Source organism: Gabonibacter chumensis (genome assembly GCF_024741215.1).
GTDB classification, from domain to species: Bacteria; Bacteroidota; Bacteroidia; order Bacteroidales; family Marinifilaceae; genus Gabonibacter; species Gabonibacter massiliensis.
In genome coordinates, this window is sequence record NZ_JANSKB010000001.1 from 1,378,476 (window position 1) to 1,404,054 (window position 25,579).

The window sequence follows — 25,579 nt, forward strand, 5'->3', positions numbered from 1 at the left end:
ATGGACGATATTATAGAATTGAGAGGAATAAGTGCCGGCTACGAAGGGCGTGTGGTTTTGCAAGGAGTGAATTTAGCCGTTCGTAAAAACGATTTTATCGGTATTATCGGTCCTAACGGAGGGGGTAAAACCACTTTGTTAAAAATTATTTTGGGTTTGATAAAGCCGTTTTCCGGGGAGATTATTTATTATACCTCCAAGCAATCGTTATTTGGTTATCTGCCGCAAAACAGTCGTTTTGACGCCCGTTTTCCCATTCATGTGGAGGAGGTGGTTTTGTCGGGGCTTATGTCGGAAAAAGGAATATGGAAATCTTATTCGAAAGAGGACCGTTTGAAAGTGGATGCATTATTGGAGACCTACGGTATGTCGGCTTACCGGAAAACTCCCATCGGCGATTTGTCGGGCGGACAGATGCAACGTGTTTTTTTATGCCGGGCCATTATTTCGTCACCTAAAATCCTGATATTGGATGAACCTTCAACCTATGTCGATACGAATTTCGAAAAGGAGTTTTACGGATTATTGGAGAAGTTGAATAAAAAGATGAGTATCGTGATGGTTTCCCATGATTTGGGGATGATATGTTCTTACGTGAAAACGATTGCCTGTGTGAATGGGGGCTTACATTATCATGAGTCGAATCTGATTTCTCAGGAACAGTTGAAGATGTATAATTGCCCGATAGAGTTGATCTCTCACGGGACGGTGCCTCATCGGGTGTTATTGAAACACGATAAGGGTGAAATGTAAAGGAGTTGGAAGTTAATATGAAAGATCGAGTGATGATGAAAACGGTGATAATAACAAAAACACTGAATTTTAAATCAACGAGCTGCAATCATAAATCTTAAATTAAATATGTTCGATTTATTGGAGTACGGATTTTTTCAGAATGCCTTAGTCGGAACGATATTAATCGGGATAAGCTGCGGTTTGATAGGAACTTATATCGTGGCTAAGCGAATGGTTTTTATTAGTGGGGGAATCACTCATGCTTCGTTCGGAGGTTTGGGATTAGCTTATTTTTTGGGTATCTCACCCCTTTTCGGCGCTGCTGTGTTTGCTTTAATTGCCGCTTTCTGCATTTTGTATTTATCCGATAACAAGCGTTTCAAAGAAGACTCTTTAATCGGCATATTTTGGTCGGCCGGGATGGCTATCGGGGTACTGTTTATCTACTTGACACCGGGCTATGCTCCGAATCTCCTTTCTTATCTTTTCGGTAATATATTGACTATTACCAGGGATCAACTTATGATGGCATTGTTGCTCTGTGTAATGATTTTTCTTTTTTTTATGAAGTTTTATCGTCCGCTTTTTTATATCGCTTTCGATAAAGAGTACAGTCGGACCCATTATATCGCTCTTTCTTCGATAGAGATCGGAATTACGGCCTTAATTGCTCTTTGTATCGTTCTCTGCATGAAGTTGGCGGGAATCATTCTTGTTATCTCTTACCTGACCATGCCTCAGGCTATCGGAGGTATGTTTTATAAAAATTTCCAACAACAATTGATACTCTCTACCTTAATTAGTTGTTTAGGATCTGTCGTGGGACTTTTTCTTTCCGCTTTTTTGGAGATCCCTTCCGGGGCTGCTATTGTCCTCTGCTTTTTAGTCGTTTTTCTGGTCTGTTATTTGATTAGACGCAAAAAGTGAATCCCGGGCACGGTTCTCAAGCGTACCCGGGGTATTGTTATTTACTTGATGTAGTTTTGTGCGAATTGGCGTCCGGCACGTAAGGCTTTTAGATTCATTTCCACGATGTCGGCTCCTTTCCGTTCGAAGATTGCTGCAATTCCTTTTTCGAGGTATTCGAAAGGAATCTCGATAAAAGGTGATGCGGCTCCTAACATGACAAAATTACTGGCTCTGACATTTCCGGCTGCTTCTTTTGCGATGGTATCGGCATCGATGATTACCTGGTGAGGTAATGCCTTTAATGTTTTCATCAGCTCTTCGGTATCCGGGTAGTTCGGAATATTGATGAATGGCGTGGAGTTGGTTACCACGTATCCGCCTTGTTTCAGGTAAGGCAAATAACGTAGAGCTTCCATGGGTTCAACCGAAAGAATGATGTCGGCTGAACCTTTGGCAATCAGATCGGAGAAGATCGGTTGATCCGATATCCTCATATAGGATTGAACATCCCCGCCTCGTTGGCTCATCCCATGGGTTTCGGCCTGTTTCATGTATAAGTTGTTGGTGAGGGCTGCTGAACCTAAAGCGGCAGCGATAGACAATATACCTTGTCCTCCTACACCGGCTAATATGATATCTGTCTTCATAATTTTTAATTTTAAAGTGGATTTCCAATTGATCCGTTATCTTTTATTTTTTCTTTTTCTTGGCGTCGCGGGAAGCTTTCTGGATACAAACTCTTCTCGGAATGATCACGGATACGCCCTTGTATTCTATCTCGTCGCGGATAATTTTACAAAGTTCATCGTGGTTTTTCGGAACAGGAAGCAAAACCCGGATATGTTCCGGCTCCACTCCAATACCGCGACAGATGGCTTCAAGATGTCCTAAGGCGGAAGATTCCTGTCCTCCTGTCATAGAGATGGATTCGTTATCCGAAATAATGATGGTAATGTTGGATTTTTCATTTACGGCGTCCAAAAGACCCGTCATCCCGGAGTGGGTAAAAGTAGAGTCTCCGATAACAGATACGGCAGGATATAATCCGGCATCCGCTGCACCTTTGGCCATAGTGATAGAGGCTCCCATATCTACGCAGGAGTTAATGGCTTGGAAAGGAGGAAGGGCACCTAAGGTATAACATCCGATGTCCGAGAATACCCGTGCGTTGGGATATTCGGCCACGACGGCATTTAACGCGTTATATACATCCCGATGGCTGCAACCTACGCATAAAGCGGGAGGGCGGGGGGCTACTATTTCCGGTACGGGAGCTCCTTCCGTTACGGATATTCCGAAAGCTTTGGCGATCCAATCCGGATTCAATTCTCCGTCGCGGGGAAGTGTACCGTCCAAGCGTCCGTGTACTTCTTCTTTTTCCAGGTATCCTTTTAACAATTCTTCCATGATGGGATATCCCTCTTCGATGACCAGAAGTTTTTCACAGCTTTCTGCCAATCGGGTAATCATTTTTCTGGGGAGGGGATACTGACTGACCTTAACTACCGGATAAGGGCATTTCCCTTTGAATACTTCCATCAGGTAATTGTAACCGATACCACAGGCAATAATCCCCATGGATTTGTCGGCCCCGTCGATGTAGCGATTGAACGCAGAACGGTCGGATTCTTCTTCAAAAGCAGTTTGTTTTTCTAATAATATCTTGTATCTTTTTTTTGCGATGGCAGGTAATAATACGAATTGGCGTTTGTCTTCCGGCAGGCGCAAGTCGTTTTCCTTGACGGCCTCTCGGATTTCGACTCCGGCACGGGAGTGAGCCAGGCGAGTGGTGATACGCATCATTACGGGGGTTCCCATTTTTTCGGAGAGTTCAAAACCGTAGCGGGTCATTTCGTAAGCTTCTTGTTGGTTGGAGGGTTCTAACATGGGAATGAGAGCGAACTTTCCGTAAGCGCGGGAGTCTTGCTCGTTTTGAGAAGAGTGCATGGACGGATCGTCGGCAGCCGTGACCACCATTCCGCCGTTTGCCCCGGTAATAGCCGAGTTCATGAAACAATCGGCAGCGACGTTCATTCCCACGTGTTTCATACAAACCAATACTCTTTTACCGGCATAAGACATACCCAAAGCAGCCTCCATTGCTGTTTTTTCGTTAGCGGACCACATTCTGTGAACGTTACGGGCGATAGCCTGTTTGGATTCTTGAATGTACTCAGTGATCTCTGTTGATGGGGTTCCGGGGTAAGCATATACTCCGGAGATTCCTCCGTCTATAGCACCTTGTGCAATAGCTTCAACACCTAATAATAGTTGTTTTTGCATAGTGATAAGATTATGATATTAAGTTTTTGTTGATTTTTATAATGGAAAAACGGTTTCACGATCTACAACCGTGAGACAACGGGACGTTCGGTTTATAGTCCTCCGAACAGTTTAAGAACGCCTACAATGTAAGCTAATACGAAATAATACTCTGACGGACGATACATCACGCGTTATTTAAGACGTTTTCAATACTCATTTCGGTGCTAATGTAGCATTATTATTTAACAAGAGCAAATTTTTATATCGTTTTACCTGATAACTCTATTTTAAGCATCCAACGAGTCTGAAAAATAAAAAAATAGAGTCAAATACCTGTTTTTCTTGAGGGAATTCGTTAATTTCGACCAATTAATCACTGAGATTATGTTTAAACGTATAGAGAGGTCATTTTCGGCTAAGTTGAGTTTTTATTTGATAGCCTCTATGACCGTTTGGGCGATTGTTATGTTTAGTGTTTTTTATCACTATGCCGTATTGAAGTTGGAGCGGGATGTAGACGAGCGTATATGGAATATTGCTGAAAAATCAGATTTGCGATTGACCACTCTTTTGCGCGGGGTGGAGAAAATTCCGAAAAATATGGCTTGGATGATATCCAACGGGTTCTTGGATGCGGATTCTATCTTCAGTGTAACTCGCCGGGTGGTGGAAAACAACGATGAAGTTTTTGGTTGTGCCATTGCTTTTGAGCCGAATTATTTCAAGTCTAAAGGATATTATTTTGCTCCTTATTCTTACATGAGCCGGGATTCGGTGATAACCGTTCAGTTGGGAGATGTCGCCTATAACTATTTTGAAAAGAGATGGTATGCCCGTTCCAAGAAATTCGGTATATCTCGATGGAGTCAGCCTTATAGGGAGTTTGGGGATCATGATATAATTACATCCACGTATTCCGTTCCGATGTACGATAAGAAGAGACGTTTTATCGGTATTTTCTCTGTCGATTTGTCGACTAATTGGTTGACCGATCTGGTGGATTCTATTAAGCCGTACCCGAGTAGTTATGCTATTGTTATTGATAGCTTGGGGAATTATATTGTTCATAAGAGGGAGAAAAATATGGTGGAACGGACCATTTTCGACGTGGCCGAGGCGATGTCCGATACGACGGCAATGTTGGTTGCCAAGCGGCTTGCGGCGGGTAAAAAAGGGAAGATGCGGATGTTGGATAACGATGAAGATGCCTATGTATATTATATGCCTTTGAATGCGACCGAATGGTATATGGCAATCGTTTGTCCCTACCAGGAGATCTATCGTGAATTTTTTCAGTTTAATGTTATCTTATGGGTGGCTTTTTTGATTATTATATTGATGCTTTACATCATAAGTTCCGGAACGATTAGGCGTCTGACTGCTCCGTTGAAAGATTTCGCTCAATCGGCCCGGACGATAGCCTTAGGAAGGTTTGATACGCCTTTGCCCGTCATCCATTCGAGGGATGAGATGGCAGAGTTGCGGGATTCGTTTGAATACATGCAGCAACAATTGACGATGTTTATCGAGCGCTTACAGCAGACCACTTCGGCAAAAGAAAAGATAGAGAGTGAATTGCGTATTGCTCACGATATTCAGATGGGGTTACTTCCTAAGCCGGCTGTTGCCTGTCCCAAATGGGAAGGGGTGGAACTTTATGCCGTTCTGAACCCCGCGCGACAGGTCGGGGGTGATTTTTATGATTACTTTGTAATTGGAGACGAACTTTGTTTTGCGATAGGGGATGTGTCGGGAAAAGGAGTTCCGGCTTCTTTATTGATGGCTACGACATTGAGTTTGATGCGTTCCATCTCTTTTTCGAATTTCGAACCTCAATATGTGACGAATTTTATCAATCAGGGGTTATTGCGTTCGGGACAGCCGGATCGGTTTGTCACTTTTTTCGTCGGAATGCTTCATTTGAAGAGCGGGAAGTTTAAATTTTGCAATGCAGGTCACTCTTTACCCGTTATGATCCAACCGGACCGTTCGGTTCGGATTATGGAGATGGAACCGAGTCTTCCTTTAGGCATATTGAAGGAGTACGAGTATAAGGAGTACAATTGTTCATGGGAGCCGGGAGCAAAGATGTTGCTCTATACGGACGGAATTACGGAAGCGGAGAATGTCGGACATAAGCTTTATTCGCGGGAACGACTGTTGGAAACGATTCGAAACCATGCTTCTTCCTCTTCGAAAGGAATGATCGAAGCCATTCTGATCGATGTCAATGAGTTTGTTTCGGGAGCCCTACAATCTGACGACCAGACCTTGTTAAGTATATCTTTTTACCCGGAAACAGAAAAATAGACGACCTTGTTCGTGCATGAATAAGGTCGTCTGTTCCATGTCATTTTTTTAACGCTACGGCCATTCTTTCGATCCCCCAAATCAGTAAGAACCCGAGGACGCACATGAGTATGGCTTGCCATGTATAAGGATCGCTTACCTGCATTTGTTCGAAGGTATGGGGCAGAACATTTTTTTCCGTTTCGAATATCTCTCCGTTGATGAATTCCGGATTGTCGATTTTCCAGGGCCATATTTTATTCAAAGATCCGATCATAAACCCGATCAATAACGCAACCGTCAGTCCGTGATAATTTTTTAATAACCAAGAAAGTAAATGAGAAAATGCGATTAATCCGGAAACGGCTCCTACTAAAAAAATAAGTAGTATACCGATATTGAAATTACTAACGGCGGTGATGATATATTCGTATTTCCCGAGTAAAAGGAGAATAAAAGCTCCGGATATTCCGGGTAGGATCATGGCACAAATGGCGATAGCTCCCGAGAGTAAGATAAACCACCAGGTCTCTGGTGTCGTGGTTGGGGTAAGTACCGTGATCGTATAGGCTATTACACCTCCTGCTAATAACGAAAGTACGGTAAAGGTATTCCAGTTTTTAACTTCTTTAAAAACTAAAAAGGCGGAGGCTATGATTAGTCCGAAGAAAAAAGACCAGACGTGAATAGGATATGTTTCTAACAGGAATTTCATTAGTTTGGCTAAGGAGAATATGGATATCGCTATTCCGGCAACCACGGAAAATAAGAAATTACCGTTTATGTGTTTCCATAATTCTTGCCATCTGAAAGTAAACAGAAGTCGTAAAGCTTGTAAATTAATGGAGCGAATGGAATTGATTAATTCTTCATATATTCCGGTAATAAAAGCAATGGTGCCTCCGGATACTCCCGGTATGACATCGGCCGCACCCATTGCACATCCCCTCAAGACAAGTAATAGATAGTTTCTTTTTTGCATATATTTAAATTAAAAAGTTTTTTCGCTTATGCGCTGAACACGTTGCGATGTTCAAAGCGCAGCAAGTCAAATACGGTTTTTACCGGGGTAAAAGTTGACAAGGGAACTTCGACGAAGAGCGTGTTCCAGTTTGCCATGGCTCCATTCCAAAGTCCGGGTAATTCCTGAACTTCGATTTCCTGGCCTTCATAAGATTTTTTGGAGATGAAACCTTGTGTCGCATCGATAAACTCCTTTAAATCGAATTTTTTTCCGCGATAATTATAAGTACTGCATACGATATCTACCGGGTTGAAATGAGTCGCTTTGGAAAATATTTTTTTCTGTTCCTTATCTTTTAGATCGATTTGGGCACTTTCCAAGATCATTAGGCGGCTTCCCGTATCGTCGCCGACCCAGAAAGGTCCTCCTCCGGGTTCTCCTTCATTTTTAACCATACCACATACGCGAATGGGGCGATCCAGCAAGTGTTTCAGGTATTTGATTCGCTCTTTGGCAGAGGGGAATGTAAATCCTTCCTTTAGTTTATACCCTAAATTCTCGCTTGTGAAGTTTTCGATCTCGTTCAATTTTTCTTCCGTTAGATTATTCCTGTTTTTAGTCAGAATCTTCAGGTAACCGAATACTTTTTCCTGGATATCGAGCAATAGTCCGGCTAAGATCTTTTTGTATTTGATCGTGTCGGCTTTGTTTCTGTCCGGGGTTACGTTGTCGATATTCTTGATAAAGATTAACTCTTCTTTCAAATCGTTCAGGTTGTGGATTAAGGCTCCGTGTCCTCCCGGCCGGAAAACGATGTTTCCTCGGGTATCGCGTAAAATATTTCCATCGGCATCCAGACTAATCGTATCTGTTGAGGGCTTTTGAATGGAAAAAGAGATTTTGTATTTTATGTTGTACTCTTTTTGGTAATCCTTTAGAATGTTTTTTAACAGTAGTTTGAATTTACCGAGGTGCTCTTCGGAAACTGTAAAGTGCAGATTGGCTGTTTTCCCGTTGTTACAATACAATGCAGCTTCCACGAGATGCTCTTCCAATGCGGTTCGGATATGATCCTGATAAATATGAAAATCAATAAGGCCCTTGGGAGTCGAATTGTAATTTAACCCTTTTTCTGTCAACAGATACTCTAAGATTTCAGAGAATTGATTTTTCCACAAAAGCTTATCGACATCTAACATGTCTCTATAAAGGGCTTCCTTCAGATGAGGATAGAAGGGGAATTCTTTTAGTTTCTCGAAGAAGGAGAATATGGTTCCCGGCTCTTTGTTTTGTCGGAAATTCAGGTAATCTTCGTCGCTTCCCGTGTAGGTATTATAGAATGTGTTTAAGGTTTTGAACATTCGCGAAGCGGAACCCGAAGCCGGAACCATTTTAACCATATCGAGAGCGTCTTTTTTATTTTCGAAGATTGAAATATAATTGTTCTCCTCTTCTTCTGTTAAACTTTTTATCCCGTTCCGAAGAGTGGCCGCATCTTGCAGTTTGACAAATCCGAAACCTTTCTTGAAATTTTCGATTTGTTTATCAATTTGTACGAGTTTGATGCCCCGGTGTCTAAATTGTTTAATATCGTTCTTTGTATACATAAATTTCAAATTTGAAAGGTTAGTAATAGTTCCGTAATGTACGAATGAATTGTGAAATAGTATGCGATTAATTGTTAAATTAAACAAAAAGCACGGCGGGGCCGCGCTTTTATTTAATTTTCATCTTCATCGTATAGGTCTTCTTGGTTGTCCAGCTCTTTTTCAAAGAAATCTTCTGCTTCTTCCAATAGACTTTCTACATCATCGATGCAAAGAGGCTCTTCGTCAATCCAGTAAATACGTTGATTACTGTAGAAGCCGTCCATATCGCATTGTATGATACAACGAGGTTTTTCTGTGTGTACAACATACAATAGATCAGATGCTTCCTGTGAATTGTCTGCGATGAGAAACTTCGGTAACATAATGTTTATTGTTTTAAAAATTCAAAGGCAAATATAAAGAATAATTGAAAATTGAAAATTGAAACCCGAAAATTATTTTCGGGTGAACAGGAAGTAGAGAAAAAAGCGTATCTTTAGGGCATAAAAAGAGATAGAATTTAAAGTTCAAGAAGAGAGGAACGGATGCTCTTTTGGGGTAACGTCATATATTCAAGGAGTTAACAATGATTGCATTAAAAATATTATCACAGGTTATTCCTGTATTGAACCGGGAAGATCGTTGTTCTCAAGCATTGGGGTGGATGGAAATTTTTAGAGTTTCTCATTTGCCTGTTGTTGAGGGAGATGAATATCTGGGGTTATTAGAGGATGAGACAATATATGCTCATGGAAATTTGGAAGACCCTATCGCATCTTTGGAGATTCGTAGGGAGTCGACGTTTGTATATGAGGATACTTATATTTATGATATTGTCGGAGTGGCTTCTGCCGGAATGTTGTCCGTTATCCCCGTACTGAGCCGGAGTGGAAAATACAGAGGAGTTATTTTGCCTGCTGATATCTTGTATCAGGTTGATCGCTTGTTAGGTGCTAATTTGCCCGGTGGGATTATTGTTTTGGAGGTAAATAATATTGATTATTCTTTAGCGGAGATCGCTCAAATTGTCGAGTATAATGAAGCGAAAGTCGTCAGTTGCTGTGTAACGGGAGGTGGGGATACCAACAAAGTGTATGTCGTTTTAAAAGTGAATACTTCTAATTTGGAACCTATACTGGAGACTTTCAACCGATACCAGTATTCGATAAAAATTACTTTTGTAAACGGCGAGGAATACGGCGAAGAGTTGAGGGAGCGTTATGGTCAATTGATGAGATACATGGAGATGTGAAGAAGCATCTGATTAAATTTTGTAAGTGATATGAAAATAGCAATATTTGGGAGGGTGGTGGAAACTCATTTTTTCCCTTTTTTGGAGAGCATGTTGAAAGATTTAAGAAGGAGAGGAGCCGTGTTGAGTTGTTACCGTCCTTTTTATTCTTTTTTGGAGCAGCGGAACGGGGATATGGTGAAGTATTTCGACTCCTCTTTCGACGGGGTTTTGTCTAAAGGGGAGGTCGATGTGTTATTTAGCGTGGGAGGAGACGGAACTTTCCTGAACTCCGTTATTTATGTAAGGGATAGCGGTATACCTATTTTAGGCATTAACAGCGGGCGATTGGGTTTTTTGGCCAATATCGCTCAGGAGGAGATTTCTCGGGCCGTGGCGATGCTTTGCGCTGGAGATTTTGAAATCGAGCGGCGGGATCTGATCCACTTGGATGTAGAAGAGAATCCGTTTTCAGATTTCGATTATGCGTTGAACGAGGTTAGCGTGTTGAAAACGGAACGTTCTTCTCTGTTGAAAGTACACGCTTATATTGAAGGTGAATATTTGACCACTTACTGGGCCGATGGTCTGATCGTGGCGACTCCGACCGGTTCTACCGCTTACTCTTTGAGTGGTGGAGGTCCCATCGTGTCTCCTGCCTGCGACAATTTAATTCTGACTCCGGTAAGTCCTCATAATCTGAGCATCCGTCCGTTGATTTTACCGGGAAACGTGAGGGTCAAGTTACAAGTGGAAAGCAGGTCTGCTGACTTCATGCTGAGTTTGGATTCCAGAATGCATAAGATATCGAATATTCGTGAATTGTATATATCTTCAGGGAATTTTAAATTGAATGTGGTTAAAATGCCGGATCACAGTTATTATGAAACACTGAGGAATAAATTACGGTGGGGTGAGGATTTGCGAAACGAAAAGTGAAAAATAGTAAAAAGTGTGAGAGGATATGGAGAACTCTTGTAAATTTGCAATCTCATCTGGTGAAAAATTATGATAGAAGAAATCAAACACAAAAGGAACATGCCGGATCATGTGGCCATTATCATGGATGGTAACGGAAGATGGGCCAAGAGTCGGGGGTTGGAACGATGGCAAGGACATAAAGAGGGGGTGGATACGGTAAAAAGAGTTGTGGAGGCAAGTGGGGAAATCGGACTGAAATACTTGACTCTTTATACCTTTTCGATAGAAAATTGGAATCGGCCTAAGGACGAGATAAGTATGTTGATGGGATTGATGGTTGATGCCATTCTTGCCGAGACGGATAACCTGATGAAGCAACAAGTACGGGTAATGGCTATCGGTAACCTGTCGGATTTGCCTGAAGCGGTATATCGGAAATTGAAAAATTTGATCGCCCTGACGTCGGAAAATACAGGGGTGACTCTGGTATTGGCATTGAGTTACGGAGCCCGATGGGAGCTTTTGGAGGCGGCGAAACAGTTGGCTAAGGATTACAAGAGCGGAAAGATATCTGATTTAGAGAGTGTTAATGATGATGACTTCGCGTCTTATTTGACAACGACCGGGATTCCGGATCCGGATTTGTTAATTCGGACAAGCGGTGAATGTCGGTTAAGTAATTTCCTTTTGTGGCAATTGGCGTACACGGAACTATATTTTATTGACAAATTTTGGCCTGATTTTGAAAAAGAAGATTTATATTTGGCCATTCGTAATTTTCAAAAACGAGAGAGACGCTTCGGAAAAACCGGAGAACAACTAAAAAAGTGAGTCAGATGATAGGAAAAACAGCGTTTGTACTGATATTTATATTTTGTTTTAATTGGGTCGAGGCCCAAGTTGCGGATTCTACAAAAAAAGAAATCGAGATTTATTATTCTGATCCTAAATCGTACGAGTTGGCTGGGGTAGAGATAACCGGTACCGGCGGAGGTTATGATAAGGATATTTTATTACAGATGTCCGGATTGACTGTCGGACATAGAATTACCATACCCGGAGATGCAATAACAAAAGCTATACGGAGATTATATGATCAGGGAATTTTTTCTGATATCTCTGTCTCCGTGGATCGGATCGAAGGAGATAAAGTGTATCTGAATTTATATATTCAAGGAAGTTATAGGCTTTCAAAAGTACTGTATGTCGGTTTAAAAAAATCGGAAGAGACAAAAGTACGGGAAAAATTAGCTCTTATGCCGGGTATTCAGGTAACAGAGAACACGAAAGTCAATATAAAAAGAGGTATTGAGAAATATTTAAAAGAGAAAGGGTATTACAATTCCTCGATCAAGATTATTCAAAGAGATGATCCTGCCGTGGAAGGGAGTGTGATATTGGATGTTATTGTCGAGAAGAATAGCAAAATTAAAATTTCCGATATTATTATTACGGGGAATAAAGAGATTAAAGCCGGGAAATTGAAAGCGGCGATGAAAAAAACAAAAGAAAAATCTTTTGTTAATTTCTTTAAATCTGCTAATTTTATAGAGAAAAATTATGACGAAGATAAATTTAATCTTCTGAGCAGATACAATGAAAAAGGGTATCGAGATGCCGTTATCCTGTCGGACTCGATCGTTCCGGTTTCGCCGAACCGGGTAAAGATTTATATTAATCTGGAAGAAGGGAATAAATATTATTTTAACGATATTACTTGGGTGGGCAATACCAAATACGAATCGTGGCGTTTATCTTCACTCTTGAATATCAAGAAGGGAGATGTATACAATAGCAAGTACCTCCAAGAACGGTTGTATATGGATGAAGATGCTGTAAGTAATATATACCAGAATAACGGTTATCTTTTTTCGAGGCTGGATCCTATTGAAACGATTGTCGGCAATGATTCGATTAACTTGGAAATTCGTGTGATTGAAGGACCTCAGGCCACTATTAACAAGTTAATGATAAGGGGTAATACCCGTACGCATGAACATGTGATTCGACGGGAATTATACACGTATCCGGGTGAGCTATACAGTCGTCAAGATGTTATTCGGAGTATTCGGGAATTGGCCAACATGGGACACTTCGACCCGGAAAAGATCGATCCTAAATTCGAACCGCATCCGGAAGCCGGAACAACGGATATTATTTACAATGTATCAGAAAAACCCAATGATAAGATCGAATTGTCCGGAGGTTGGGGGGCCGGAATGATCATCGGTTCGTTGGGATTGACATTCAACAACTTCTCTATCCGGAATATTTTTAATTGGGATTCCTATCGTCCTTTGCCGCAAGGAGATGGACAAACATTCAGTTTGAAAGCTCAGACGAACGGTAAGTATTATACCTCGTTCAGTATCTCGTTCCGGGAACCGTGGTTAGGAGGGAAGCGTCCGAATTCGCTGAGTGTTTCGGCCTATTTTTCCCGTCAGACAGGTTATTCCCGTAATTATTATAATTCTTATTACGTGAACTCCAATAAATCCAAGGATTTTTATAATTCGAGCGAGCTGATGTTGACTTACGGTATTAGTGTCGGACTGGGACGGAGAATTACCTGGCCGGACGACTGGTTTACAATGTATAACGAGATCTCTTATCAACGTTACGAATTGAAGAATTGGCCCTATTATATTTTTAGTGACGGAAATTCCAATAATCTATCTTTTGCAACCGTGTTGAAGCGGAGTTCTATAGATAACCCTTTGTACACGAAACAGGGGAGTGAATTTACCTTGTCCTTGGCTTTTACTCCTCCTTACTCTTGGTTCGATAATCGTGATTACGCGACGGAGAAGGACCGGATAAGGTATAAATGGATCGAATATCATAAATGGAAGTTTAGCGGGAAAGTTTATGTCCCGTTGACGGATGTGAACAAACCTCGTCCTTTGGTCCTTTATGCATCGGTTCAATACGGTTACCTGGGGCATTACGATAGTGATAAAAAATCCCCGTTCGAAGGATTCGAAATGGGTGGAGACGGAATGTCGGGATATAGCTTGTACGGTCGTGAATATATCGGGTTGAGAGGATACGAGAACGGTTCGTTGACGAATGCGGGGTCGAGCTTCATTGCACCGAACGCCGCGGACGCGAGTCTTTATTCCAAGATTACCATGGAGATCCGTTATCCTATTTCGTTAGCGCAATCGGCTACTATTTACGCGTTAGGATTTTTGGAAGCGGGAAACTCGTGGTATAAATTAAAGGATTTTGAGCCTTTTAACTTGTATCGTTCTGCCGGGGTCGGTTTACGCGTATTTTTGCCTATGTTCGGTTTGTTGGGCATAGACTGGGGGTATGGATTTGATGAAGTGCCCGGTCGATCGGGAGCTGCCGGATCGCAAATACACTTTGTACTCGGTCAGGAATTTTAGTTGACATAATCTTTTTTTTGTAATTTGTTAGGTTAGATTAATAAGATAAAAGAGTAAAAAAGCAATTAATTTATTACTTTTGTAAATCATCAAATAGACAAACATTATGAGGAATACAATGAAATTTTTTGTTTTTGTAGCATTTATTTTTGCTGCATTTACAGCTTCAGCTCAAACGAGTCCTATAAAGTTAGGACATTTAGATACGGATAAGCTGTTAAGTATAATGCCGGAATTTAAGGATGTACAGACGAAAATACAACAAAAATTTGAGGCGGCAAGGAAAGAGTCTGAGGATATGCGTGCGGAATTTGCCAAAAAGTATCAAGAGTATCAGCAAAATGCGAAAACGTGGACTGATATTATCAGAGAAACGAAAGAGCAGGAATTGCAACAAATGGATCAAAGAATACGGGATTTTGATACGAATGCAGGCGAAAGATTGGATAGAGAGAGAAACGAGTTGATGGCTCCGCTTCTTGAAAAGATTAAAAAAGCGATTACCGAAGTGGGAAAAGAGAACGGGTATACCTATATCTTTGCTGCCGGTGCATTGCTGTTTGCAGCTGATAATAGCGATGATGTATTGCCTTTGATTAAGAAGAAACTCGGGATTCTATAACATCGATCCGATATAAAAAGCCGCCGATGGCGGCTTTTTTTTTGTTTAATATCTCGAAAAAGATTATATTAGCACCTATATATAGGAAAGAAGTATGAGTTGTCCAATAGGGGTTTTTGATTCTGGTTATGGAGGGCTTACGATATTGAAAGATATTGTGAAAGAGATGCCTGGATACGATTATATTTATTTGGGCGATAATGCTCGGACACCGTACGGAACCCGTTCCTTTGATGTCGTTTATGAATATACCCGTCAGGCGGTTCTTAAATTATTCGAAATGAATTGCCGATTGGTCATACTTGCCTGTAATACCGCATCGGCCAAGGCTCTGCGTACGATTCAGCAGGTAGATCTACCTTTGATTGACCCGGAAAGAAGAGTGCTGGGGGTTATTCGTCCCAGTGTGGAGGCTGTTTCCCGTTTTACGACGAACGGACATATCGGGGTATTGGGAACCAAAGGAACCGTGGCTTCCGGTTCCTACCTTATGGAAATTGCCAAGATACATTCGGAAAAAGGACTCCGGGTTACGCAACAGGCGTGTCCCATGTGGGTTCCTCTGGTAGAGAATGACGAAATAGATACGCCGGGGACGAATTATTTTGTAAGAAAATATGTTCAGGAGCTGATGGGAAAAGACCCGATGATAGATACGATTATATTGGCCTGTACCCATTATCCGCTGTTAAGAGAGAAAATAGATGAGATTGTACCCGAGGGCGTGACTGTTGTTGAGCAGGGAGGCTTGGTGGCCCGGAGTTTAAAAGATTATTTGAGGCGTCATCCTGAAATTGACGGGCGACTTTCCAAAGAGGGGAAAATCATATATTATACGACTGAAAAAGGGGGTATGTTTGACCGGATGGCGGCTTTATTCCTGCAAGCGGACGTGACTTCCAGGCATATAGAGATATAACTGTGACCTAAATCATGATGGATATGACAGAGCAGGAAATAATAGAGGCAGCTTTCGAGGATTTATTGAATTCCATGCGGAAAGGGACCACTGAAGAGAATAAGAAGTTAATTCGGGTGGCGTTTGAGTTTGCCAACGAGGCGCATCAGGGGGTTCGGAGAAAATCCGGAGAACCTTATATTCTTCATCCGATTGCTGTGGCCAAAATCGCGACGAAAGAGATCGGTTTGGGAACGAAGTCGGTGATCGCCGCTTTGCTGCATGATGTCGTGGAAGATACGGATTACACGGTAGAAGATATATCCAATCTGTTTGGGCCTAAAATCGCTTCTCTCGTGGATGGATTGACGAAAATCAGTGAGGTGATGGGGTCGAATACCACGAAGCAGGCCGAGAGTTTTCGAAAAATGATCCTTACTTTGGCTGATGATGTTCGTGTGATTCTGATTAAGATCGCCGATCGTTTGCATAATATGCGCACGTTAGACTCCATGCCCGAACATAAGCAGGTGAAAATAGCGGGAGAGACGTTGTATATTTATGCTCCTTTGGCTCATCGTATGGGACTGCATGCGATAAAAACCGAGTTGGAGGATTTGAGTTTGAAATATGAGAATCCGGAAGAGTATAAAGCTTTAGAAAAACGGATTCAAGCTTATAAAACCGAAAATACGAATCTTTTTCAGCAGTTTATTATTCCTATACGGGAGCGTTTGGCGGAGAATGGTTATCAGTTTGAGATTACGGCACGTACCAAGAGCGTCTATTCTGTTTGGTCTAAGATGCAACGTCGGCATATCTCGTTTGAGGAGATATACGATTTGCTGGCGGTACGTATTGTTTTCGTTCCCAAAAGTAATCAGCCTGAGAAATGGCAGTGCTGGAACATATACTCCCTGATTACGGATTTGTACAGTCCCAAACCCGAGCGTATACGAGATTGGGTCAGTGTTCCGAAAGCGAATGGATATGAGGCATTGCATTTGACAGTAATGGGGCCGGGAGGACGATGGATTGAGGTTCAGATTCGTTCGGAACGTATGGACGAGATTGCGGAACGAGGATTAGCCGCTCATTGGAAATATAAGGGCGATACGGATGCTAATTCCGAATTGGATAAATGGCTGGCTGGGATCAAAGAGATGCTGGAGCAACCGGGGACGGATGCTTTAGAGTTTCTGGATGAATTCAAAATGAACTTATACGCGAAAGAGATCCGGGTATTTACTCCTAAGGGAGATATGAAAACTCTCCCCAAGGGAGCAACGGCTTTGGATTTTGCTTATGATATCCATACAGAAATCGGAAATTCTTGCATCGGGGCAAAGGTCAATCATAAGTTGGTTCCCATGAGTCATGTTTTACAAAGCGGAGATCAGGTGGAGGTTTTGACGAGTGATAGGCAAAAGCCTCAGAGCGACTGGCTTGATTTCGTGGTTACGGCCAAGGCGAAAACGAATATAAGTGCGGCTTGCAGGAAGGAAAAGAAGGAACAGATCCGGAATGGCGGAACGATTTTTGAGAAATTGCTGGATGATATGCGTCTACCCGATTCGCCTGAGACGATGAGAAAAGCACTCAACCATTTGAAATTGAATGCAAAAGAGGATTTGTTTATTAGCTTGGCTAAAGGGCATCTGGATGTGGAAGAGGTGAAGAGGGCGTTGAAAAGAAAATCGGAAAATAAATTTGTAAAATACTGGAAATTACAGTTTTTCAAAAACGATAAATCAGATGCAGTGAAAGAGGGGGGAGCGGGAGATAAAAAGAAAAAGGATGAAAAGGTCTTTAATGATGTCGTGGAGGATGCTTCCGATTTTATTATTGCCCCTTGCTGTAGTCCTATTCCGGGCGATGATGTCGTCGGAATGAAGATCGACGATAAGATTACCGTGCATAAACGTAAATGTCCCGAAGCCATTCGTTTAATGTCCCGTTACGGGGATCGTATTGTGCCTGTTAAGTGGGTTAGTCATAAGATTATGTCTTTTTTAGCCGTGATTAAATTGAACGGTATTGATAGTATGGGGATCGTGAGTGACATTACAATGATTATTTCTAAGGAGAATAACGTGAATATGCGCACGGTGCATTTTGAGACAAAAGACGGGATATTCGAAGGAATGATTCATTTATACGTACATAATACGGCGGATTTGAACAATCTGATGATGAAAATAGCTTCGTTAAAAGGAGTGGAAAACGTGTCTCGAGTGGAGAATATCGATCTTTAATTAAAATTCTTCTAAATTAGGTGAGCATGTTTTCGAGATTTGTTGTAATTTAGCAAAGTCATAAATCAAGTGCTTTGGATTCAATGGAAAAAATAAAGGAGACGGTAAAAGAGATTTTTACTACTTACCTGCAGCAAAAAGGACATCGTAAAACACCGGAACGATATGCTATTTTAGATGAGATCTATTCTCATACGGGACATTTCGATATCGAATCTTTGTATGTTTTTATGAAGAATAAAAATTACAGGGTAAGTCGGGCAACTTTGTATAATACGATCGATTTGCTGTTGGAGTGCAAACTGGTGATAAAACATCAGTTCGGAAATAATATTGCCCAGTTTGAAAAAGCTTACAACAACAGGAAACACGAGCATATTGTATGTAAAGTATGCGGAAAGGTGGAAGAGTTTGCAGATCCTCGATTGGAGGAGATCGTTGAGCACGTGGAGGATAAATATGATTTTTCGGTTCATCATCATATGCTTTATATATATGGTGTCTGTCACGACTGCAAGTTGGCTGCTTCGAAATAAATATTACCTTTGTACGTTTGTTTTTTTAGTAATTGTTTTATAATCCAAAATTGTTGCGCTTACGTGGCAATTATAATTAAAATAGTATCAAATGAAAGTAGATGTATTGCTGGGGTTACAGTGGGGAGATGAGGGAAAAGGAAAGGTCGTTGATGTTTTGACGCCTCATTACGATGTGATTGCTCGTTTCCAAGGAGGTCCTAACGCGGGACATACGCTGGAATTTAACGGTGAAAAATATATTCTTCGTTCTATCCCTTCCGGAATTTTTCAGGGAGATAAAATAAATATTATCGGGAATGGTGTCGTGTTGGATCCTGCTTTATTTAAAGCGGAAGCAGAGGCACTCGAGGCGTCCGGTCATGATTTGAAGAAGAGGTTGCATATATCTAAGAAAGCCCATTTGATCCTTCCTACACATCGTTTTTTGGATGCTGCCTATGAGGCGGCTAAAGGAGATGCCAAAGTGGGGACGACAGGGAAGGGAATCGGACCGACCTATACGGATAAGATCAGTCGTAATGGCGTTCGCGTAGGGGATATTTTACATGACTTCGATACTAAATACGCGAAAGCAAAGGTTCGTCACGAACAGATATTGAAGAGTTTGAATTTTTCATACGATTTATCTGCCGTAGAAAAAGAGTGGTTTGAGGGAATCGAATATTTGAAACAATTTCAATTGGTAGATAGCGAACAGGAGGTCAATCATTCGTTGAAAGCCGGAAAGTCTGTTTTGGCGGAAGGAGCACAGGGAACGATGTTGGATATCGATTTCGGTTCCTATCCTTTTGTGACCTCGTCCAATACCGTTTGTGCCGGCGCTTGTACCGGGTTGGGGGTGGCCCCGAGCCGTATAGGAGAGGTTTACGGTATTTTTAAAGCCTATTGTACCCGTGTCGGAAGCGGTCCTTTCCCCACGGAGCTGAAAGACGAGGTGGGGGATCGGTTGTGCGACTTGGGACATGAGTTCGGATCCGTTACTGGGAGACGTCGTCGTTGCGGTTGGATTGATTTGGTCGCGTTAAAATATGCCATTATGATAAATGGTGTCACGCAACTCATTATGATGAAAAGTGATGTGCTGGATTCTTTCGATACCGTCAAAGCTTGTGTGGCTTACGAGATTGACGGAAAAGAGGTAGAAGATTTCCCTTTCGAAATCAATGATAGGATCAAACCGGTTTATGTGGAACTTCCCGGTTGGAAAACCGATATGACCCGGGTGAGTTCGGAAGATGAATTTCCGGAAGAGTTTAATAACTATTTGACTTTTCTCGAAGAAGAGACGGGTGTGCCCGTCAAGATCGTCTCCGTCGGGCCGGATCGGGAACAAACGATTATCCGTTATCAGGAGTAATATAAATGGAGTGTCGGAAGACTCTCCATTTATATTTTCTGTAAGATATAAACGGCGATACCTCCGAGATAGCCGAGAAGGGCAATCCAAGTGATGTGTTTGAGGTACCATACGAAGTTGATGCGCTCCAGTCCCATGATAACAACTCCGGCGGCGGAGCCGATGATGAGGATGCTGCCCCCGACTCCCGCACAATAAGCCAGGAGTTCCCAAAAGGTACCGTTCGTGACGAAATTCATTAAATAGGGCGTGAGGGGTTGCGTTTCCGGGGTAACGAGAGGATACATGCCCATGGCGGCAGCCACTAAAGGAACGTTATCGATGATGGAAGACAGTAATCCGATGATACCGTCGATAAGGTAGACATTGTCCAGTTTTTCGTTCAGGAAGGTGGCCATATGATTTAATATTCCTACTGTTTCTATAGCGGCAACGGCCAAAAGGATGCCAAGGAAAAAGAGTAGGGTCGAGTAATCTACTTTGGGGAGTATGGCCGAGACTCGGTAAGGGAAAGTCGTAGCGGGTGTTTTTTTGCGGTTGTAAAGAGTCTCAAGGTATATCCATAACATGCCTAAAGCTAATAGGATGCCGACAAAAGGCGGTAAATGGGTTATGGATTTGAAAACGGGGACAAACAGCAAACCGACGATTCCCAGTAAAAGAATAATAGATTGCTCGCGATGGGAGACGGGTAAATTGTTGCCGGTAGTCGATGGAGCATTGGAAACGGTAGCCGTATCTCCTTTGATTTGAAAAGAGACGATGATCAGGGGTATCACGATAGAGATCAGGCTGGGAAGTAGAAGTTGTTTCATAATGCGAGCGGCGGTTATGTTGTCGTGTATCCAGAGCATAATAGTGGTGACGTCTCCTATGGGAGTCCAGGTTCCGCCCGCGTTAGCGGCGAGGATGACGATGCTTCCGAATATCCATCGTTCCGTTCGATCCGTAATCAGGCGACGTAACAACATGACCATCACCATGGCTGTCGTCAAATTGTCTAATACGGCCGACATGAAAAAAGTAAGAAAGGCGATAAGCCATAATAACTTTCTTTTACTTTTTGTTTTTATCTGTTGGGTAATGATGTCGAAGCCATGATGCGTATCTATGATCTCGACGATTGTCATGGCCCCGAGTAAATAAAATAAAATTTCGGCAATATTCCCTAAGTGGTCTATTATTTGCAGGTTAATAAGATACTGAATGGCTTGTTCCCGGGGAGAGAGAGAATGCAAAGAGGGATTTGCCGTTATGAATTCATGAAAAGAAGTGTTGTTGGCCGAGATAATGATATCCGGGCCTGCGAAGATACAAAGAGTCCAAAGTAGCATTCCTAACACTAAGGCCGTAGCGGTTTTATTAACCCCAATGGAGTGTTCGAGGGCAATAAGCGTATAACCTATGATGAATAGTAAGATAGCAATTGTGATCATATTCTTTTGTTTCTGATAAACATCATACGTTATTTTGCGTAAATTTGTTGGTATTCATAAATAGAAAAGAGAGGATATGATTTGGGATTTTATTTTTAGATTATTCGTCGCGGGTGTTTTAGGTGCGATTATCGGTTTGGATCGGGAATACCGGGCCAAAGAGGCTGGTTTTAGAACACATTTCTTGGTCGCTTGCGGTAGCGCTTTGTTTATGATTGTTTCAAAATATGGTTTTGAAGATGTTTTGGTAGATAAGGGTATAGGGTTGGATCCCAGTCGTATAGCTGCACAGGTGGTGAGCGGGATTGGTTTTCTGGGGGCCGGTACTATTATTATTCAAAAACAGTTTGTACGCGGCTTGACGACGGCGGCAGGGGTGTGGGCAACAGCGGCTATCGGACTTGCCGTGGGGGGCGGAATGTATTGGCTGGGTGTCGGGGCTATGGCTTTGACTTTACTGGGACTTGAAGGGTTGGGGTATTTGTTTAAGAGGATAGGGTTACGGAGTGTATTGTTGGTGTTCACGACAAGCGTACGTGAAAATATTAAATTGGTCACGGACGAGATCGAACGCAAAGGACATACTATCGCGAGTTATTCGACAGAAACCGGACAATTAGGTGATTCTTCGACTTACCGGGTGACTTTAATTATAAAAACGAGAAGGGCAGGGGATGAAAGTTTGTTATTTCAATATATGCAACATCTTCCGGATATGATGATAGACCGTATGGAATGAAAAAAACTGCCTTACAGGGCAGTTTTTTCTATTGGTTTAATTTCCATGTTTGGAATGGAATTTCAAACGCATCAACCTCAGGTCTTCTTCCGCGTAGTCCCCGTCGAATTCATCGTAAGCATCTCCGATATTGTCGCTCTTGGCTTCCATGAAATAGTCGAATATTTCCTGTTGCTGCTCTTCATCGAGGATTTTGTTAATATAGTAGTCGATGTTCAATTTGGTACCTGAAAATACGATAGCCTCCATCTCTTTGATTAATTCTTCAAAAGATAATCCTTCTGCGGATGCGATGTCTTCCAGATCGATTTGGCGGTCGATATTTTGTATGATGTATACCTTAAATTTGGATTTATTGGCGACCGTTTTTACTACCATATCTTGAGCCCGTTCGATTTCGTTGTCGTCCACGTATTGTTTGATCACCTCGACGAACTCCTTACCATATTTTTGAGCCTTTCCTGTTCCAACTCCTTGTATGTTAGCTAACTCTTCGAGGGTGATCGGATAGTTGATACACATGTCTTCCAGTGACGGGTCCTGGAAAATAACATAAGGGGGCAGATTGTTTTTCTTGGCTATCTTTTTTCTTAAATCTTTCAGTATGGCAAATAATGTGCTGTCTAACGCTGAAACACCCCCCTTTTCCTGAAGTTTCTCTTCAGATTCTTCAAAATTATGATCTTCCATCAGCATAAAATCTTTAGGTTCTTTTAAAAATTCGTGTCCTTTTTGAGTTAATTTAATGACACCGTATTGTTCAATATCTTTTTCTATATAACAGCTAACTAAGGCTCTTCTGAAAACCATATTCCAGAATTGGGGAGTTTTTTCAGAACCGATACCGAAAGATTCCAGTTCGTCGTGATGATACGATTTTATAGTAGAATCGGTTTCTCCCATCAGAATATTTACCAGATGCTCGACCTTGAATTTCTCTTTAACTTCCAAAATCGTATTTAAAGCGTCGATCAAATATTCTTTCCCTTCGAATTCTTTTTTGGGGAACAGGCAATTATCGCAGGAACCACAATTTTCTTCTTCGTAGGTTTCACCGAAATAGTGTAACAGGACTTTTCGTCTGCAAAGGGAAGATTCCGCGTAAGAGACGGTTTCCAACAAGAGCTGTTTACCTATCTCCTGCTCCGCAATGGGTTTCCCTTGCATGAATTTTTCTAATTTCTGAATATCTTTGTAACTGTAAAAAGTCAGGCAATAACCTTCCCCTCCGTCTCTTCCCGCGCGTCCGGTTTCCTGGTAGTATCCTTCCAGACTTTTGGGTATATCGTAGTGGATAACGAATCTGACATCCGGTTTGTCAATGCCCATGCCGAAAGCGATCGTTGCGACAATGACGTTTACCTCTTCCATTAAGAATTTGTCCTGATTCATACTTCGAGTCGCCGCATCCATCCCCGCGTGATAAGCGGCTGCTTTGATGCCGTTCACACATAAGACTTCTGTCAGTTCTTCTACTTTTTTTCGACTCAGACAATAAATAATGCCTGATTTGCCCTCGTTGTTTTTAATAAATTTGATGATGTCTTTTGTCGGATCGATCTTCGGTCGTACTTCGTAATATAGATTAGGACGGTTAAAAGAAGATTTGAATACTTGGGCATCCAGCATATCTAAGTTTTTCTGAATATCGTGTTGTACCTTCGGTGTTGCCGTTGCCGTTAAGGCGATTATAGGAGCTTTCCCTATTTGTTCCACGATAGGACGGATTTTCCGGTATTCCGTACGGAAGTCATGCCCCCATTCGGAGATACAATGCGCTTCGTCCACGGCAAAGAAAGAGATATTGATCTTACGAAGAAATTCGATATTGCTTTCTTTGGTTAATGACTCCGGAGCTACATACAATAATTTTGTTTTGCCGTTGAGTACGTCTTCTTTTACGCTTAATATGTCGTTCTTACTGAGAGAAGAGTTCATGAAATGAGCTACGCCTTCAGATTCGCTAAAGGAGCGCATTGCATCCACCTGGTTTTTCATTAAAGCAATCAGCGGAGAGATTACAATCGCTGTCCCTTCCAGAATGAGAGCGGGCAGTTGATAACATAAAGATTTTCCCCCTCCCGTGGGCATTAAAACAAAAGTATTGTTCCCTGCCAGTACATTCTTAATAATCTGCTCCTGATTCCCTTTAAAATTATCAAAACCGAAATACTCTTTTAATTTAGCATGTAAATCAATTTGCAATCCCATGATTTTATTAAAAATTTCTACACACCTCCATAGGAGGGAGTGCAAATTTATAACTTAATTTTTTTGTACAAACAAAATAGGCGATAATAAATCTATTCCTACACATTTTTGGGGCAATCGTAAAAAAATAATACTTTTGCCCTTAGTAAAGTTATAGACAAAAACCGAGTGTGCAATAAATTTTGATTTTTTTTTTTTGCTGAAACTCGCTTTTTTGAAATTAATAAACGAAAAGGAGCATGGTAGACATAAAATCAATCGCCTTGAATGTGATTCGGGATGAGGCCGAAGCTATTCAGAATCTGTCCCGATACATAGATAAAGACTTTGAGGCTGTCGTGAAATTGATTTACGAGAGCAAAGGACGCGTCATTGTTACCGGTATCGGTAAAAGTGCCATCATAGCGACGAAAATTGTAGCGACCCTAAACTCAACGGGAACTCAGGCTATATTTATGCATGCCGCTGATGCTATTCACGGTGATTTGGGAATGATCCGGGAGGAGGATGTGGTTATCTGCGTTTCAAAAAGTGGAAATACTCCGGAGATAAAAGTACTCGTCCCGTTGATACGGAATATAGGTAATCATAATATCATAGCCATGGTCTCTAATACCGATTCTTTTTTGGCGCAAAACGCTATGTATGTTTTGAAGGCAAAGGTGGAAAAAGAGGCCGGTCCTTTAAATTTAGCCCCGACAAATTCAACTACGGCACAATTAGTGTTAGGAGATGCATTAGCAATGTGTCTGATCGGTTGTAGAAGTTTTTCTAGTCGGGATTTTGCTAAATATCATCCGGGAGGTTCTTTGGGGAAACGTTTGTATTTAAGGGTCGCAGATGTTTTTGATAAAAATAATCGTCCTTGTATCAAGAAGGAAGCGGGGATTCGTCCGGTGATTTTGGCGATGTCGAAAGGAAGATTGGGAGCTGTTGCTATTGTGGACGAGAACGAGAAACTAATAGGGATTATTACAGACGGTGATTTACGGAGAATGATGGAGAAATATGAAGATGTCGACGGATTGACGGCAAACGATATTATGTCGAAGTTTCCGAAGACTGTTTTTGAAGAGGAGTTGGCTTATAACGCCTATCGGTTGATGGAAAAAAATAGTATTACTCAACTGGTCGTTGTTGACGAGAAGTTGCGTTATAAGGGAATCGTTCATTTACATGACATATTGCGCGAAGGGGTGGTTTGATGGGATCATGATTTTAAAGGTG

The 25,579-nt window shown here is 41.8% G+C and carries 21 protein-coding genes; 14 read left to right on the forward strand and 7 right to left on the reverse strand.

All coding sequences use genetic code 11. From position 1 onward, the window contains the following. Complete coding sequence (locus NVS78_RS05910) at nt 1–753, forward strand: metal ABC transporter ATP-binding protein (protein WP_286358330.1); 753 nt, start codon at nt 1–3, stop codon at nt 751–753. A gap of 108 nt (nt 754–861) precedes the next feature. Continuing rightward, nucleotides 862–1,662 (forward strand): metal ABC transporter permease, encoded by an 801-nt coding sequence (locus tag NVS78_RS05915; RefSeq protein WP_286358331.1) that lies wholly within the window; start codon nt 862–864, stop codon nt 1,660–1,662. A gap of 41 nt (nt 1,663–1,703) precedes the next feature. On the opposite strand, the gene NVS78_RS05920 is transcribed toward NVS78_RS05915, so the two are convergent. Both NVS78_RS05920 and NVS78_RS05925 read right to left on the reverse strand, forming a co-directional pair. Then, the gene (locus tag NVS78_RS05920) at nt 1,704–2,291 is read right to left on the reverse strand and encodes an indolepyruvate oxidoreductase subunit beta (RefSeq protein ID WP_041504329.1); all 588 of its coding nucleotides are present in this window, start codon (nt 2,289–2,291) and stop codon (nt 1,704–1,706) included. Between the two features lie 43 nt (nt 2,292–2,334). After that, the gene (locus tag NVS78_RS05925; RefSeq protein ID WP_286358332.1) at nt 2,335–3,927 is read right to left on the reverse strand and encodes a thiamine pyrophosphate-dependent enzyme; all 1,593 of its coding nucleotides are present in this window, start codon (nt 3,925–3,927) and stop codon (nt 2,335–2,337) included. Between the two features lie 366 nt (nt 3,928–4,293). On the opposite strand from NVS78_RS05925, the gene NVS78_RS05930 reads away from it, so the two are divergent. Next, the gene (locus NVS78_RS05930; RefSeq protein WP_286358333.1) at nt 4,294–6,219 is read left to right on the forward strand and encodes a SpoIIE family protein phosphatase; all 1,926 of its coding nucleotides are present in this window, start codon (nt 4,294–4,296) and stop codon (nt 6,217–6,219) included. A 40-nt stretch (nt 6,220–6,259) separates the two neighbouring features. Here NVS78_RS05930 and NVS78_RS05935 read toward each other — a convergent pair whose 3' ends face one another. From NVS78_RS05935 to NVS78_RS05945, 3 genes are all read right to left on the reverse strand, one after another. Beyond that, entirely contained in the window at nt 6,260–7,180 is a 921-nt protein-coding gene (locus tag NVS78_RS05935; RefSeq protein WP_286358334.1) for a DUF368 domain-containing protein, read from the reverse strand. Between the two features lie 26 nt (nt 7,181–7,206). Beyond that, the gene (locus NVS78_RS05940) at nt 7,207–8,769 is read right to left on the reverse strand and encodes a DUF4301 family protein (protein WP_286358335.1); all 1,563 of its coding nucleotides are present in this window, start codon (nt 8,767–8,769) and stop codon (nt 7,207–7,209) included. 113 nt (nt 8,770–8,882) lie between these two features. Beyond that, on the reverse strand, nt 8,883–9,134 hold the full coding sequence (locus NVS78_RS05945; RefSeq protein WP_041504334.1) for a DUF8828 family protein: 252 nt from the start codon (nt 9,132–9,134) through the stop codon (nt 8,883–8,885). Between the two features lie 203 nt (nt 9,135–9,337). Between NVS78_RS05945 and NVS78_RS05950 the strand changes: the two genes are divergently transcribed. The 9 genes from NVS78_RS05950 (at nt 9,338) to NVS78_RS05990 (ending at nt 19,966) form a co-directional block, all read left to right on the forward strand. Then, nucleotides 9,338–10,003 carry a CBS domain-containing protein gene (locus NVS78_RS05950; RefSeq protein ID WP_059026355.1) on the forward strand — a complete coding sequence of 222 codons (666 nt, stop codon included), beginning with the start codon at nt 9,338–9,340 and terminating at the stop codon, nt 10,001–10,003. A 30-nt stretch (nt 10,004–10,033) separates the two neighbouring features. Further along, nucleotides 10,034–10,921, forward strand: a complete 888-nt coding sequence (locus tag NVS78_RS05955) for an NAD kinase (protein ID WP_286358336.1) — start codon at nt 10,034–10,036, stop codon at nt 10,919–10,921. A 69-nt stretch (nt 10,922–10,990) separates the two neighbouring features. Further along, the gene (gene uppS / locus NVS78_RS05960) at nt 10,991–11,734 is read left to right on the forward strand and encodes an undecaprenyl pyrophosphate synthase (RefSeq protein WP_286358337.1); all 744 of its coding nucleotides are present in this window, start codon (nt 10,991–10,993) and stop codon (nt 11,732–11,734) included. 5 nt (nt 11,735–11,739) lie between these two features. Beyond that, nucleotides 11,740–14,295, forward strand: a complete 2,556-nt coding sequence (locus NVS78_RS05965; protein WP_286358338.1) for a BamA/OMP85 family outer membrane protein — start codon at nt 11,740–11,742, stop codon at nt 14,293–14,295. 106 nt (nt 14,296–14,401) lie between these two features. Next, entirely contained in the window at nt 14,402–14,917 is a 516-nt protein-coding gene (locus tag NVS78_RS05970; protein ID WP_286358339.1) for an OmpH/Skp family outer membrane protein, read from the forward strand. A gap of 94 nt (nt 14,918–15,011) precedes the next feature. Next, nucleotides 15,012–15,836 carry a glutamate racemase gene (gene murI / locus NVS78_RS05975; RefSeq protein WP_286358340.1) on the forward strand — a complete coding sequence of 275 codons (825 nt, stop codon included), beginning with the start codon at nt 15,012–15,014 and terminating at the stop codon, nt 15,834–15,836. Nucleotides 15,837–15,859: 23 nt separating this feature from the next. Further along, on the forward strand, nt 15,860–18,070 hold the full coding sequence (locus tag NVS78_RS05980) for a RelA/SpoT family protein (protein WP_286358341.1): 2,211 nt from the start codon (nt 15,860–15,862) through the stop codon (nt 18,068–18,070). Between the two features lie 83 nt (nt 18,071–18,153). Next, nucleotides 18,154–18,606, forward strand: a complete 453-nt coding sequence (locus NVS78_RS05985) for a Fur family transcriptional regulator (protein ID WP_041504341.1) — start codon at nt 18,154–18,156, stop codon at nt 18,604–18,606. 91 nt (nt 18,607–18,697) lie between these two features. Next, the gene (locus tag NVS78_RS05990; RefSeq protein ID WP_286358342.1) at nt 18,698–19,966 is read left to right on the forward strand and encodes an adenylosuccinate synthase; all 1,269 of its coding nucleotides are present in this window, start codon (nt 18,698–18,700) and stop codon (nt 19,964–19,966) included. Between the two features lie 29 nt (nt 19,967–19,995). Here NVS78_RS05990 and nhaD read toward each other — a convergent pair whose 3' ends face one another. Continuing rightward, nucleotides 19,996–21,402, reverse strand: coding sequence for a sodium:proton antiporter NhaD (nhaD, locus tag NVS78_RS05995; RefSeq protein WP_286358343.1), 1,407 nt, complete (start codon nt 21,400–21,402; stop codon nt 19,996–19,998). Nucleotides 21,403–21,478: 76 nt separating this feature from the next. Between nhaD and NVS78_RS06000 the strand changes: the two genes are divergently transcribed. Next, complete coding sequence (locus tag NVS78_RS06000) at nt 21,479–22,141, forward strand: MgtC/SapB family protein (protein ID WP_286358344.1); 663 nt, start codon at nt 21,479–21,481, stop codon at nt 22,139–22,141. A gap of 36 nt (nt 22,142–22,177) precedes the next feature. Here NVS78_RS06000 and recQ read toward each other — a convergent pair whose 3' ends face one another. Continuing rightward, entirely contained in the window at nt 22,178–24,352 is a 2,175-nt protein-coding gene (recQ, locus tag NVS78_RS06005; protein WP_286358345.1) for a DNA helicase RecQ, read from the reverse strand. 239 nt (nt 24,353–24,591) lie between these two features. Between recQ and NVS78_RS06010 the strand changes: the two genes are divergently transcribed. After that, nucleotides 24,592–25,557, forward strand: coding sequence for a KpsF/GutQ family sugar-phosphate isomerase (locus NVS78_RS06010; protein WP_286358346.1), 966 nt, complete (start codon nt 24,592–24,594; stop codon nt 25,555–25,557). Nucleotides 25,558–25,579 lie beyond the last annotated feature (22 nt).